The sequence below is a fragment of the candidate division TA06 bacterium genome (assembly GCA_016208585.1).
GTDB lineage: Bacteria > Edwardsbacteria > AC1 > AC1 > EtOH8 > UBA5202.
This window is the reverse complement of record JACQXR010000160.1, coordinates 1-13,560: the sequence shown is the minus strand read 5'-3', so window position 1 is coordinate 13,560 and position 13,560 is coordinate 1. Positions and strand designations below refer to the sequence as shown.

Annotated in this window: 10 protein-coding genes; 1 reads left to right on the top strand and 9 read right to left on the bottom strand. The window is 52.8% G+C overall.

Annotated elements, in window-relative coordinates; translation table 11 throughout:
* Positions 1-390 precede the first annotated feature (390 nt).
* From HY768_11530 to mnmG, 7 genes are all read right to left on the bottom strand, one after another.
* A complete protein-coding gene (locus HY768_11530) occupies positions 391-1,173 on the bottom strand; it encodes a M23 family metallopeptidase (GenBank protein MBI4727826.1) in 783 nt (260 codons plus the stop codon).
* Between the two features lie 681 nt (positions 1,174-1,854).
* Positions 1,855-2,874, bottom strand: a complete 1,020-nt coding sequence (locus HY768_11525; GenBank protein ID MBI4727825.1) for a M42 family metallopeptidase — start codon at positions 2,872-2,874, stop codon at positions 1,855-1,857.
* A 90-nt stretch (positions 2,875-2,964) separates the two neighbouring features.
* Complete coding sequence (locus HY768_11520; GenBank protein ID MBI4727824.1) at positions 2,965-3,597, bottom strand: hypothetical protein; 633 nt, start codon at positions 3,595-3,597, stop codon at positions 2,965-2,967.
* Positions 3,598-3,666: 69 nt separating this feature from the next.
* The gene (locus tag HY768_11515; protein MBI4727823.1) at positions 3,667-4,701 is read right to left on the bottom strand and encodes a M42 family metallopeptidase; all 1,035 of its coding nucleotides are present in this window, start codon (positions 4,699-4,701) and stop codon (positions 3,667-3,669) included.
* A 132-nt stretch (positions 4,702-4,833) separates the two neighbouring features.
* Positions 4,834-5,163 carry a calcium-binding protein gene (locus HY768_11510; GenBank protein ID MBI4727822.1) on the bottom strand — a complete coding sequence of 110 codons (330 nt, stop codon included), beginning with the start codon at positions 5,161-5,163 and terminating at the stop codon, positions 4,834-4,836.
* A 793-nt stretch (positions 5,164-5,956) separates the two neighbouring features.
* Positions 5,957-7,933: an OmpA family protein gene (locus tag HY768_11505; GenBank protein ID MBI4727821.1), complete on the bottom strand. Its 1,977-nt coding sequence runs from the start codon at positions 7,931-7,933 to the stop codon at positions 5,957-5,959.
* A 116-nt stretch (positions 7,934-8,049) separates the two neighbouring features.
* Entirely contained in the window at positions 8,050-9,969 is a 1,920-nt protein-coding gene (gene mnmG / locus HY768_11500) for a tRNA uridine-5-carboxymethylaminomethyl(34) synthesis enzyme MnmG (protein ID MBI4727820.1), read from the bottom strand.
* A gap of 267 nt (positions 9,970-10,236) precedes the next feature.
* Here mnmG and HY768_11495 point away from each other — a divergent pair, with 267 nt between their 5' ends.
* A complete protein-coding gene (locus HY768_11495) occupies positions 10,237-11,307 on the top strand; it encodes a branched-chain amino acid aminotransferase (GenBank protein MBI4727819.1) in 1,071 nt (356 codons plus the stop codon).
* 178 nt (positions 11,308-11,485) lie between these two features.
* On the opposite strand, the gene HY768_11490 is transcribed toward HY768_11495, so the two are convergent.
* On the bottom strand, positions 11,486-12,220 hold the full coding sequence (locus tag HY768_11490; GenBank protein ID MBI4727818.1) for an rRNA pseudouridine synthase: 735 nt from the start codon (positions 12,218-12,220) through the stop codon (positions 11,486-11,488).
* A 128-nt stretch (positions 12,221-12,348) separates the two neighbouring features.
* Complete coding sequence (locus HY768_11485) at positions 12,349-13,263, bottom strand: T9SS type A sorting domain-containing protein (GenBank protein MBI4727817.1); 915 nt, start codon at positions 13,261-13,263, stop codon at positions 12,349-12,351.
* Positions 13,264-13,560: the final 297 nt, after the last annotated feature.

Sequence of the window (13,560 nt, the reverse complement as noted above, 5' to 3'; positions counted from 1 at the left end):
TAAAACCATTATCGGCGACAGGTTGAAGGCCCGTAAACTTGACAATCAAAAAACCGAAGTCAGAATTGGATGTGCCATTCTCAACCGCCTGGCTCAAATAGGTATGCCGGTGTCGTATAAGGTTGCTGTCTAATCATCAATTTATCAGGGGATGCTGTATCTTTACAATCTTTGCGCAACAAAGCCGTTCACTACCGAAAACGCCCGGATAAAACTCAAACGGCTTTATCCGACACTTCACAAATGACAGGACAGATTAATTAAACGTTGGTCACTGTCCCACTAATATTAGCACAGAGGGTCACTAATTCAAATCAACCCCCTGGTTAACAATAAATTACCAGCTGAAAGCCGTTCTTTAAAATACCTTGGTTTAAAAAAAGCAACTAACTATTTGTTTACCAAATAGTTAATGGGATCAACCGCTTGCCCGTTTAATCTTACCTCAAAATGAAGGTGCGGGCCGGAACTTTGGCCCGTGGACCCAACCAAAGCTATTACCTTACCTTGTTTTACCTTATCTCCGACTTTAACCAACAATTTAGCATTATGTCCATACATAGTGGATAATTTGTCGCTATGTTTTATCTCTATCTTATGGCCAAAATAATTGTCCCAACCGGCAAAAGAGACTTCCCCGTCGGCCGCAGCCCACACCGGGTCCCCCTCGCGGGCCGCGATGTCCACTCCGGTGTGGCCCGGCGTCATCCCGGCGGATATCCATCCCTTGCAGGGCATTATGGCCGGCACCGTAGTGCGCCGGGATGACGCCGGAAGGACAGCCTGCGGCTGGCCGGCTGCGGCCGTGTCGGAATTTACCGGAACCTGGGCGGTGATCTGTTCCAGATTAAGGGGATCGGGCTGGCGGGAGACCCCGAGTATCACATTCAGCTTGTTTTCCAGCGCCTTAAGCCTGGATATCTCGGCATTAAGCTCGCTCAACTTCCCAAACTGGGTTTCCATCTCCGCCTGGCGTTTCTTCATCAGCTCATATTGCCCGGCCCGCCAGAAAATATGGCCGTAATTGACCACTAACAGTGCCGCGGCCAGCAAAAGAACCGCACCCAAAACACCCAGCCAGCGCAAAGCGGTATAGGAGAACTCCAGCTCCTTTTGTGTGCCCTTGTGGTGCGGAACGATGACTATGGAAACGTATCTTTCCCGTTTTTTCATTGGATCCCAAGGTTGTTAAATAGAACGCGCTTGTGCCCCGCTGGACACCGAGCATAGCCGAAGTGTGGCGGGGCTACAGCGCTCAGACACGGATGAACACGGATTGTTTGTAACTATTCAGGCCGTGCCTGCGTGCTGAAGTGCGGAGTTTACACCGATGAAAGAGGTGGCACGCAAGCGTGGTAAAATGGCATCTATATTTTAGGCCAATTCTTCCACTTCCATTGCCACCCCGATATATCGGAGTGGCAAAAAGGATGAGAAAAAATCTTTTGGGGTTTCAACCCCGGATGGCGAATCCATATTTTAAGCCTCTCTGGGGCTAAAGCCCACCGGATTTAATGAATGACCCCGCCGCAAGCGGACGGGGTATCTTTTTCCCGCTCCCAGGCACCTTACAAGTTTAAGAGCACTGGTCTGTTTTGTAGACACAGCGAGATGTCTTTCTTAATTCCACTTTATTCGTCTTTCGGATTCGGTAACCCCGCCGCAAGCGGTCGGGGTATTTAAAATTAATAAAATTCCTGCCACGACTTGAAGGTCGTGGCAACACGGTTGATAAACACATCCTTTACAATCAAGTCCTGAATAGTTACGATTATTTTCATAAAAACCAGAAATAGCCGGAAAAATATTTTTCCTGCCTTCATGGTTTCCTTAGAGCGGTGCTTTCAGGTAGGCTTAAAACCCCTTGGCACTCAGGTTCAGCATCAGCAGTTTGACCAAGAGATCCACCGAAGCCTTGACGTCCCCCAGGTCCACCATCTCCGAGGCCGAGTGGGCATAGCGGGTGGGCACCGAGATCACTCCGGTGGGAATGCCGGATTTGGTCTTGTAGATGGCGGCGCCGTCGGTGGTCCCGCCTTCCAGGATGTCCAATTGATAAGGGATCTTGTTGGCCCGGGCGGTCTCGATCATCAACTTCTTCACCGCCGGATGAGCCAGCAGCCCGGCGTCTTTGACCTTGATGGCCGCGCCGCCGCCCAAGGCCGAGGGCAGCTTGGGCTTCTCGTCCGGGGTGTCAAAGGCTCCGGTGATGTCAACGGCGATCCCCAGGTCCGGGGAGACCCCGAAGGCGGCGGTGGTGGCCCCGCGCAGGCCCACTTCCTCCTGGGTGGTGAAGACGAAATATATCTCGTTGGGCGAGGATTTCAGTTTCTTCATGGCTTCGATCATGATGGCGCAGCCGATCCGGTCGTCCATGGACTTGGCGATTGCCCGGTTGCCCAGGAATTCGCAACTACGGTGGAACCCGGCCACATCGCCCACCGCCACTCTGGCCTCGGCCTCGCGCTTGCCGGCGGCCCCGATGTCAATGTACAGCTTGTCTATCCGCTTGGCCTCGGAGGGGTTTTCGGCCCGCTCCTCGTTGATGGTCCCCACCGTGCCATTGGCAAAGATCACCCGCTGGGCGATCACGTTGTGGAGGTAAATGCCGCCGATGTTGGAGACCCGCACGAAGCCCTGTTTGTCGATGTGGGTGGCGATGAAGCCAATTTCGTCCATGTGGGCGGCGATCATAACTTTCAGAGCTTTATGCTTCGAGCTTTTAGCTCTCGTGAAGGCGATCAGGTTGCCCAGCACGTCGGTCCTGACCTCGTTGGCCAGGCTCTTGATCTCCTTTTTGATCTGTTCCCGGATGAGCTCCTCGTTGCCCGAAGGGCCGTAGGTCTCGGTCAGCCGCTTGATCAGGTCTTTCATCTAATTTTTCCTTTATTATTATTGGATGACTTGAATATTAATAGCGTATGGCGTAGATACTCTGTTAGCCAAGTTAAGCACTCCTCTCAATCAAATATATCCCCAAAGTCTAAACAATAAACCGTAACCAAAGCCAAGGCGCGGTGGGTTGTGTATATCTGTCCATGCACCAGTGGTGGCTCCGGCAAACTGTCTAATGCCCCCACCAAAACCGAAGCCTAATTGTTCTCTGAAAAACTTAATGCTAATTTCAGTTGAAAACTGGGGAGTGTAATATGTCAGAGTTGGAGTATAATAATCTCCAAGTCCCCATAGGGAGGACTCGTCTTGATTCAAATCGTCGTGCCAGGTGGATTGATGGGCAAGACCTATTCCTATGGCAGTTTCCCACTCAATTTTACCAAGAGTGATAGCAAAAGGTTTTATGACTGCAGGTCCATACCAGGTAATCTGATCACGGTAGGGTGCAGGGGAATAGACATAAGGCTCTTGTCCTCTAAAATAAGGCAGTTTGCTATAGGTAAATTGAAGACCGATCCTATTTATTATAGGAATCTTGGTAATAAGTCTATATCCAAAAGCAAAACCAGGATTCATATCAAAATCATTTCTATATTGATTATATTCAATGATAACCGAATGCTCTATTTTGAATCCCCAAATAATGCTTGGCACGGTTGTTAAAAAAACTAAAATTGATACTATTAAGACCCGCGCTCTCATCTCTCCTCCTTTCAAACATATTGTGTAACTGGAATTTTGTTAATTCACGGAAATCCGTCGGAGAAAAATCTACTTCAGCTTCTTGAATGTCTCTTCCATCAGCTTTAAGCCCGAGGCCACGTCCCGCTTGCTGATCAGACAGACCGGCGAATGGATGTAGCGAGAGGGAATGGCCAGCACCGCGGTCTTGACGCCCGTCCGGGTCAGGTGGATCCGTCCGGCGTCGGTGCCGCCGGTGCCCGGCCGCTTGATCTGCACCGGGATTCTATTGGCCTTGGCGGTTTCGGTTAAAAGTTTGATCAGCCCCTTGTCGCAGAATACCGAGCGGTCCATGATGGTTATCACCGGGCCCTTGCCCAGCGCCGGCGCCCGGCTGACGTCCTTGACTTTCGGCTGGGGAAAATCGCCGGCCGGGGTCCCTTCCAGTATGAAGGCCATGTCCGGCAGGTGGCGGTAGGCCGCCACCCGGCCGCCCCTTAAGCCTATCTCCTCCTGGGTGGTGAAGGCGGCGTAAAGGTCAAAACTGTATCTTTTTTTCAGCAGTTCTATCATCATATAGCAACCGATCCGGTCGTCAAAGGCCTTGCCCTTGATCAGCCCGCCCCAGTCCTCATAAGAAGTGTCGAACATCACATAGTCGCCCAGGGAAACCCAGCGTTGGGCCTCTTCCAGGCTGGCGGCCCCGATGTCTATGAACAGGTCCTCGTGGCTGGACACTTTTTTATGCTCGCCCTTGCGGGCCAGCATGTGGATCGGCCGCACCCCGATCACTCCCGGGACCCGGTCCTTGCCGATCAGCGCCCGCTTGGCCAGCAGCACCCGGTCGTCTATCCCGCCCACCTTGTTAAACTTCAGGTAGCCCGACTTGTCAATGTGGGTCACCATCAGGCCCACCTCGTCCATGTGCCCGGCGATCATCACTTTTAGAGCTTTGAGCTTCGAGCTTTTAGCTCTCTTGAAGGCGATCAGGTTGCCCATGGCGTCCACCCGGACATCATCCACATTCTTTTTGATCCGCTTCCGGATGATCTGGCGCACCTGGTTCTCGTTGCCGCTGACGCCCCAGGCGTTGGTCAGTTGTTCTATCAGTTTAAGGTCGATCATTTTTGTTCCGTATAAAAGTGTTGTAACGTAATTTGTGTGTTCCACCCCGGAAATAAGACGCGGAGCAACCAAGGTATCCGGAAACCGCTGAGATTATCCCCCGTCGCCCTGTTTGACTTGTTGGGCTGGTTATCACCCCAGCTCATATCCCATCTGCACCCAATAGTGCCAGTCCTCAACTGCTTGTTTTGTTTGTTCGTCCGTAGAACTGATGGCCGTGAGTTGGGATAGCGGAACCGCCAAACCATCCCTTTCCCATCGGATTGTAACGAACATCTCTTTCTCACACTCCTCTTCAGGAGCCATTCCGATAACATCAACCTCATGTTTAACATGCAACGGTGAGATAGCACGTTTCGCATTACAAATAGCAGTAAATGGAAATTGAAGTTGATCTTCTAGGTAATAATACCACCCCATCGCTTGTTCTTCGGGACCGTATGCATCAACGATGATCTCCATCGTTATGCGTTCCTCCCTGTCTTTATTCTGTTTTGGTTTTGTCTTGGTCATGTTTCAACTTTTCGAGTAGCGAGATCAAAGTGCAAAAGCCCAACGACTAAAATCAGCGGCGCGGCTTTGCCGCGTCCGCTGGAGTGCCTTGTTGGGCGCTCGGAGTATGTTGTTATCCATAAGCGTACTCCATACTGCGTCACGCTCATTCACCGTATCGCTGTGGATACGCTTCACTCGCGTTCCTGGTCTGGCATGGTTCGACAGGCTCACCACATGCCTTTTCGCTCGTTTATGCTGACCCAAAGCTTATTTAAGGATAAACTCTAAATCTGTGTTTTTACCAATTTCACTATATTCTTTCTACTTTTCCTGAGCAAGTTAGATAGTCATTTTGTGGTGATTAGTGACGTTGTTCTGTCAGAACATTCTGTCTTTGCCATTGAACATAGTGTTCCAACGTTGGAACATACTGCACCAGCGTTGGAACACATCTCACCAGCGATGGAACACATCTCACCAGCGTTGGAACATACTGCACCAGCGTTAGAACACATCTCACCAACGTTAGAACACATCTCACCAGCGATGGAACACATCTCACCAACGTTGGAACACATCTCACCAACGTTGGAACGGCCTTTCAACTTCCTCTCGCGCGCCCCGCCTGCTTTTAGGCCGGCGCTATGTCCGGCAGTTCAATACCGGAAGGATCTCCGACCATATTCCACCCTTCGGCAGTAAGCGCCCCTGAGCTGTTCCTGTCTTACCCGGGGAAATAAACCAATCCGCCGACATTTTATTAAAACCCGAACATCACTCCCACCCCGCCCCGGACGATAAGATTGTTCTTGTCATGCGTTCCGGCATTGACGGCGTCAGCTATCATATATCCGGCCGAGGCTTCGGCCAAAATGCTCACTCTTTCGCTGACGGCAAACTTTACCCCGGTCCCCAGCGCCCCAAACAGTGCCGTTCCGCTGGTTTGGGACACTCCCGACAGTTTGTTCTGCCAGGAAACCGCTCCGGCCTCCATCGTAACGTAGAGCGAGATCTTTGATTCCGGCAGGATCAGAAAGCGGCCCAGGGCCGCCGCCGGAACCACCGTGGTGAAATAATCGGCGGCCCGTGGCTCCCAAACACCGGCCTCAACCCCTGACTGCCCGTAGCCAACCGCCACTCCCAGCCCCCAGTACTGGTTCAGATTGTAGACCAGCCTGACCGCGCCCAATAATCCGGGAGCGGCCGCGTCCAGCTCGCCCCCCATAAGCTTTATGGTCCCGACATTCAGGGTGGCATCAAGAGCCGGGGTGGGCGCGCAGAATATTTGAAGGCTGGCGGCGCTTTCATTCCCGGCCCGGTCGACGGCAGTTACGGTAACGATGTTTTCCCCGGCCTTCAGCAGGATCGGTTCGCTGAAATCCCCGGCGGCCGATATCAGGGCGGCCTTGCCGTTGATGGCCAGTTCGGTTTTAAGATCGGTGGATCCGTCCACCAGCATTTTCAGCTGGTTTACCTTCTCTCCCATTTTAGGGCGCCCTATCCGCAGCCTGGGGCCTTCTATCTTGCGAACCAGCCTTAGGGTGCGGGTGGGCCAAGGCTGGCCTTCCAGCCCGATGTCATCTATCGCCGTCAGCATCCAGTAAAATACATCTTCGGTCTTTCCCGGCTTAAGGCTGAAGGATTCTTTTTCTGTGACGACATCCGCCACCACTTCCTTCAATTCGTAATCCTTGGCAACTATCAGATGAGTCTTTATCCCGCCTTGCCTGGTCCAGGTAAAATTAATGCTTTTCGGTTTATCGGGATTGTAGAAAAAGGTATCGTTGGCCGCCGGAGTTATGGGCCTGGGCGGCTTGGGCAGGTCCAACGGCGGTTCCGGCTGTTGACCGGGAAGGCAACGGCTTCCCTGGCCGGCTGCGACGGCCCTGTCTCTGGAGTTGGCGATCTGGCCCCGCCACATCATATCGTCCTCCCACACCGAAAGCAAGGCGGTCCGGTCGGGTTTTGATTCCACCACAAATTCGGTGCCCCGGATGCCGGCTACCGCGGTGGGCGTTCCCAGCGAAAAGCTTTCCTTTTTATCCCCCAGTTTGCTGATCTTGGCATAGGCTTTTCCGGCGATCAGGTTCAGACCAACCTGGGCTTTTTTATTTCCCGTCTCCCAGGACTGTTCTTCGATCACCAGGTCCGAGCTGGGATTTACCTTTACTCTGGATCCATTGTCAAATGTTATCTCGGCCCGGCCGGTGGAATCGGTAACCACTTCGTCCAATATGGTCAGCACCTGGCCCAGGCTGGCCGGCTGGAATTTGCTGATGCCCTGCTTGCGGGCAAAAATATTACCCTGAAGATACGATAGCCTGGCGGTGCGGATCTTGGAAAGCACCGTTATTTCCACCCGGCGGTTCTTGGCCCGGTATTCATCGGTCAGGTTCGGCATCAACGGAATCAAGTCGCCGTAGCCCTTGGCGGTCAATTGGGACGGCGCTATTCGGTGCTTGGTGGTAAGATAATTACAGACCGACTGGGCCCGCTGCTGGGATAGTTTCCGGTTTTTTCTTTTATCGCCCACGTTGTCGGTGTGGCCGGCCACTTCCACCTTGGCGCCGGAGCGCATCAGAAACTGGCCCAGGGTATCCAAGGCCGGCAGGGTGGCGGTTTCTATCACCGCCGAGCCGGTTTTAAACCGGATATTGGAGAACTCAAACTTGATGGCCTGGGCAAAGAGCAGCGATGGCAGCAGGGCCAGAATGGAGAGCAGTGTGATTTTTCTCATTAGGTTGAAGCCTTTCGGTGTATGGGTTTTCTGTTAATTGGGCTTTCCAATGGATGCTGTTTACCCAAACATTTTACAATGTCCGGTATTAAAAGTCAACCGGTTTTTTAAGAAAATTATTGCGGTCCGGTTTTTTTCAGGTGCACCAGCAGCACGCCGATATCCGAGGGCGTAATTCCCGAGATGCGGGTGGCCTGGCCGATGGACAGCGGCCGGATGGCCGCCAGTTTTTGCCGGGCCTCGCCCGAAAGCCCGTAAACTGCGGAATAGTTCTGATCGGCTGGCACCGCCTTCTGTTCCATGTCCAGCACCTTCTCTGCTTCTTCCCTCTGCCTTTTGATATAGCCGGAATACTTGATTTCAATCTCCACCCTTTCCCAAATTTCCCGGTCATAGTCGGGGCGGTGCTGGTCCAGCGGTAAAAGCGACCGGTAGGTTATCTCCGGGCGCTTCAATAGATCTGCCAGCCGGGACGCTTCGGGCAGGGGCGCAGTATTCAGGGAGAATAAAATATCATTGGCTTGTTCCGGAAAAACGGTCTCCCGGCTCAGGCGGTTCAGCTCCTTGTTTATCTTTTCCTGCCGGCTTTGGAAACGGCCCCAGACATCATCGTCCACCAGCCCCAACTGACGCCCCAGCGGCAACAGCCTTTCCGGAGCATTGTCCTGGCGCAGCAGCAAGCGGTGCTCGGCTCGCGAAGTGAACATCCGGTAAGGCTCTTCCGTGCCCTTGGTCACCAGGTCGTCGATCAGCACGCCGATATAGGCCTGGTCCCGGCGCAGGATCAGCGGTTCAAGTTTTTTGATTTTCAAGGCCGCGTTGACCCCGGCCAAAAGGCCCTGGGCCGCGGCCTCTTCGTAGCCCGAGGTCCCGTTGATCTGCCCGGCCAGGTAAAGCCCGCTTATCTGCTTGACCTCCATGGTGGGGAAAAGCTGGGTGGGAAAAACGTAGTCGTATTCTATGGCATAACCCGGACGCATGATCTGGGCCGGCTCCAGTCCGGCGATGCTGTGGATGAATTTTTCCTGCACCTCCTCGGGCAGCGAGGAGGAAACTCCGTTCAAATACAACTCTTCGGTATTCAGACCCTCCGGCTCGATGAACACCTGGTGCTGGCACCGCCCGGCAAACCGCACCACCTTGTCCTCTATGGAGGGGCAGTAACGGGGGCCAATGCCTTTAATTTTTCCGGAGTAAAGCGGCGAGCTTCCGATATTCTCGGAAATTATTTTATGAGTGGATTCGTTGGTGTAGGTCAGATGACAGGGCACCTGCTTCAGCTTCGGCCAGATCCGACGTTTTTGTCCAGTGCGGGAACTGATGATCTCATATATCTCCGTCCGGTTGGAAAAGCGCTGGGGGTCTTCATCCCCCGGCTGCAAGATCATTTTGGAAAAATCAACCGAACGGGCATTGACCCTGGCCGGTGTGCCTGTTTTTAACCTGCCAAGACTTAAGTCGTTACCTGTCAGCGACTTGGAGAGTTCTGTGGCTGCCGGTTCCCCTGCTCTGCCGGCGGGGAACGTCTTAGGGCCGATATGGATCAACCCATTCAAAAAGGTACCGGTGGCAATTATCACCGCCCGGCTTAAAAATTCCCGGGCCCCGTCGGCCACTATTCCCCGGACTGTTTTAGCAGAACCGGAGTCTTCCACCAGCAGTCTGACAGCTGTGCCCTGCCTTATGTCGAGATTTTCCTGGCGCTCCAGTGCCATTTTGGCGGCGGCGGCATAAAGCTGCCGGTCGCACTGAGCCCTTAATGACCAAACCGCCGGACCCTTGCTCAAGTTGAGCATCCGGAACTGGATGCCAGCGGCATCGGCCAAAAGCCCCATCTCGCCGCCCAGGGCGTCGATCTCCTTTACCAGCTGGCTTTTGGCCAGCCCTCCGATGGATGGGTTACACGACATCCAGCCGATCCTGTCCAGCGACATGGTAAACAGCGCCGTGCTTAATCCCATTTTGGCGCAGGCCAGGGCCGCCTCAATCCCGGCATGCCCGCCGCCGATCACTATTACATCGTATTTGTTTGACATATTGAGTATAATCATATCATATTCTGTTTTTTAAAACAAGGAACAACCGCTTTTATGCCGCTCTTAAATGATATTTTTGGGAGACAATCTTGGCCGAATCAAATTGTTTCACGTGAAACAATTTGTTTTCCGTTTTCTGCCTTTGGTTTTCACCCGTTGTTTCACGTGAAACAATTCCTAACATTTCCCCGATTTTTGTTTGACTTTTGGAAGATTAAGTTTTATAATTGAGCGATCATTTCATCTTTAATATTTAAGTGCCTTAAAATGAACATTCAAACCACCCTGCTGCCAAAAGAAAAATTGAAACCCCTCTATTCCGATCCCTTAAAGCTTCAGTTCGGACGCACCTTTACCGATTACATGTTTACCATGTCCTTCAACCGTAAACTGGGCTGGCACAACCCCGAGATCAAGCCCTACCAGCCGCTGGCCCTGGACCCGGCGGCCAATGTCTTCCACTACAGCCAGGAGGTCTTTGAAGGACAGAAGGCCTACAAGTCCCCGGACGGAAGGATTCTGCTTTTCCGTCCCGAGGAGAACGCCAAAAGGCTGAACAATTCAATGCGCCGGATCTGCATGCCTGAGATCCCGGTGGAGGATATCATTCAGGCGGTCTGCGAGCTGGTGAAGCTGGAGGAGCGCTGGATTCCCGCCGCCGAGGGCTGCTCGCTTTACATCCGGCCGACCGTGATCGGCACCGAGGCCGCGCTGGGGGTCAAGGCCTCAGATGAATACTTGTTCTACATCATTCTCTCGCCCGTCGGTCCTTATTTCCCCGAGGGTTTCAACCCGGTGGGCCTGTGGGTCTCGGACAGCTTTACCCGGGCGGCCTTGGGCGGCACCGGCGAGGCCAAGACCGGCGGCAATTATGCGGCCAGTCTGCTGGCTTCCCAGCAGGCCAAGGACCGGGGTTACAGTCAGGTGCTGTGGTTAGACGCCAAGGAACACCGCTATATCGAAGAAGTGGGCGCCATGAACATCTTTTTTGTGGTGGAAAATGTGCTGGTCACCCCTCCCCTCTCCGGCAGCATCTTAAGCGGCATCACCCGGCGCTCGGTTTTAAGACTGGCCGAGGACCTGGGCTTAAGAACCGAACAGCGTTTGATAACAATAGATGAAGCGGTAGACGGCATCCGCTTTCAGAAAGTAACCGAAGTGTTCGCGGCCGGCACCGCCGCGGTGATCAGCCCGGTGGGCAAGATAAACTACAAGGGCCAGGAATACGTGGTGGGCAAGAAGGCCGGGCCCTGGGCCAAAAAGTTTTTTGAGACCCTGACCGGCATCCAGACCGGCCGGCTGCCGGACAAGCACGGCTGGGTCTATCCGGTAAAATAGCGGCGGTTGGTTAAATAAGACTATTTTAGTCCTATATTATTATTTTACCACAAAAAGCACAAGGGGCACAAAATAAACCCGTTTAACGTTATTACGTAGTAACGCTATTACGCTTTTGTGTTTTATGTGCTTTTTTGTGGCAAATAAGAAACTCCGGTTATAAAAAAGAGGGCGGAAGTCATTCCTTCCGCCCTCTTTTCAGTTGGGCCAGCTCCTCGTCCGTCATCCGCCGGGCCTGGCCCAGCGGCAGGTATTCCAGCCGTACCGGCCCGAAGGTTATCCTTTTAAGCTCCAGCACCTGGCGCCCCACCGCCCGGATCATCATCTTGATCTCGCGCTTCTTGCCCTCCCGGATGCTGATCTCCAGAAAAGTGTTTTGGGACCGCTGGTCGTAGCGCAGCACCTTGGCCGGGGCCGGGGCGTATTTTTCACCCTCGTATTTCACCCCCTGTTTCAGTTTGTCTAGCTCGGACTTCTGCACCAGGCCCTGCACCCAGACCACGTAGGTCCGTTTAATCTGATTTTTAGGATGGGTCAATTGTTCTATCAGCTCGCCGTCGTCGGTCATTATCATCAGGCCCTCGCTGTCTAAGTCCAGGCGCCCGGCGTATTTCAAGTTCTTCAGGTAGAATGGTACTGCATCGTAGATGGTGGGCCGGCCAAAAGGGTCGCCCCGGCTGCAGAGGTAGCCCCTGGGCTTGTTGAAGACCCAGTATTGGTGCGCCTTGGGCGGGTTGATGTGCTTGCCCCCGACCCTGACCGTGCTGCGGGAGGGAAGTATCGCCGTGCCCAGCTCGGTCACTTTTTTCCCGTTGACCGCAACCTGGCCGGCGGCGATCAGCTCATCGGCCTGGCGGCGCGAGGCTGCCCCGCACTGGGAGAGGAATTTGTTGAGCCGTACTTTTTGTTCCATGATTAAAGGATATCATTTTTGCCGGGTATTTGCAACATAAAAGAGCGAGGGAGCACATAGTGCTCCCTCGCTTTAATGCTCCTTCAGCGATACCATGAATGACCATACCGCAGTTTCCTTTTGCCCGGTTATCTTAACACTACCAGTTTTCTGGTCATATCCTTATTCTCTGCTTGCAGCCGATAGATGTATATCCCCGAAGACACTTTGTTCCCCTGGCTGTCCCGGCCGTCCCATTTGATGCTATGTGCCCCCGGAATCCGATATCCCTCATCCAATGTCCGTACGAGCTGTCCGGCTATGTTATAAACTTTTAGGTTCACCAACCCCGGTTTTGCCAATTGATAATTGATTGTGGTCAATTGTTTGAAGGGGTTGGGCGCGTTCTGCCTCAGCAGCAGGGAGGTGGCATCAATCCCGCTTGGGACGCCCTCTACTCCAGTTGGCGTGAAACTGTAAACATCGCCCTCCCGCGGCGGAATGGGGCCGGAGGAATATATGCGCCAGATATCTCCTTCCTGCGGGTGGGTGGCCCAGGTCATAAGCCTGGTGGTAGCATTGCGGTTAAAGTAAACCCGGTAGCCACAAAGATTCATAAACGATAGCGCCGAAGTAGGCCAGGTGCTGGTAACATATCTGCGCCCTAATACTGATGCTGCTCCTCCAATATTCCATGAAGGTGTGGTAACATTGTTTAATATGGTAGAATCATACGGCACTACCACACCGTAGGTAATATCCCACACCTCCGGCCACAGCGTATCGCTGGGATAAGTTTCCATAACGTGCCAACGGATCTCGTAATTACCATTGAGTTTGGCCCATCCCATATTCGGTACAGTTATATTGGCCCAATTCAAAGTGTCTACCGATGAATCCGTAACCGGGCGTTTTAGCGAATCAATTATACCCAGGCTGGGCTTAAAGGCCGTGTCTCCGCACAGCACCGCAAAGCCGGAATAGGGCTGGCCAGTAGCATCTTTATAATATAAATATGCCGTATAGTCCCAATCGTACGGCACAGTCCAATCTGATGAAACCATACTGGCAGTACTCATATCCCACAAGTCATACTTATATGCTGCCGAATATATCCCTTTGTATGTATCATATACGCCGCGCACAATTGGTTTGAACCTTGCTTCGTAGCTGTGCCCGTTGATTAGTCCCGAATTATAGGCGTACCAGAAAACGGGCAGGCTACTATGTCCAGTTATAGTGCCCGGATATTGCACCCGCGGGTTGTAAAGTTGGTAGTAATAAATGGAACTATCCGTGGTGGTTACCTGACCATCGTAGCATACGGTTTTTAACTTATAATATGCATTCAACATGGTGTC

Bases quoted from the DNA above. Each gene is read 5' to 3' on its own strand.
- HY768_11530 (MBI4727826.1), bottom strand. From the start codon at position 1,173: ATGAAAAAACGGGAAAGATACGTTTCCATAGTCATCGTTCCGCACCAC.
- HY768_11525 (MBI4727825.1), bottom strand. From the start codon at position 2,874: ATGAAAGACCTGATCAAGCGGCTGACCGAGACCTACGGCCCTTCGGGC.
- HY768_11520 (MBI4727824.1), bottom strand. From the start codon at position 3,597: ATGAGAGCGCGGGTCTTAATAGTATCAATTTTAGTTTTTTTAACAACC.
- HY768_11515 (MBI4727823.1), bottom strand. From the start codon at position 4,701: ATGATCGACCTTAAACTGATAGAACAACTGACCAACGCCTGGGGCGTC.
- HY768_11510 (MBI4727822.1), bottom strand. From the start codon at position 5,163: ATGGAGATCATCGTTGATGCATACGGTCCCGAAGAACAAGCGATGGGG.
- HY768_11505 (MBI4727821.1), bottom strand. From the start codon at position 7,933: ATGAGAAAAATCACACTGCTCTCCATTCTGGCCCTGCTGCCATCGCTG.
- mnmG (MBI4727820.1), bottom strand. From the start codon at position 9,969: ATGTCAAACAAATACGATGTAATAGTGATCGGCGGCGGGCATGCCGGG.
- HY768_11495 (MBI4727819.1), top strand. From the start codon at position 10,237: ATGAACATTCAAACCACCCTGCTGCCAAAAGAAAAATTGAAACCCCTC.
- HY768_11490 (MBI4727818.1), bottom strand. From the start codon at position 12,220: ATGGAACAAAAAGTACGGCTCAACAAATTCCTCTCCCAGTGCGGGGCA.
- HY768_11485 (MBI4727817.1), bottom strand. From the start codon at position 13,263: ATGGTTTCATCAGATTGGACTGTGCCGTACGATTGGGACTATACGGCA.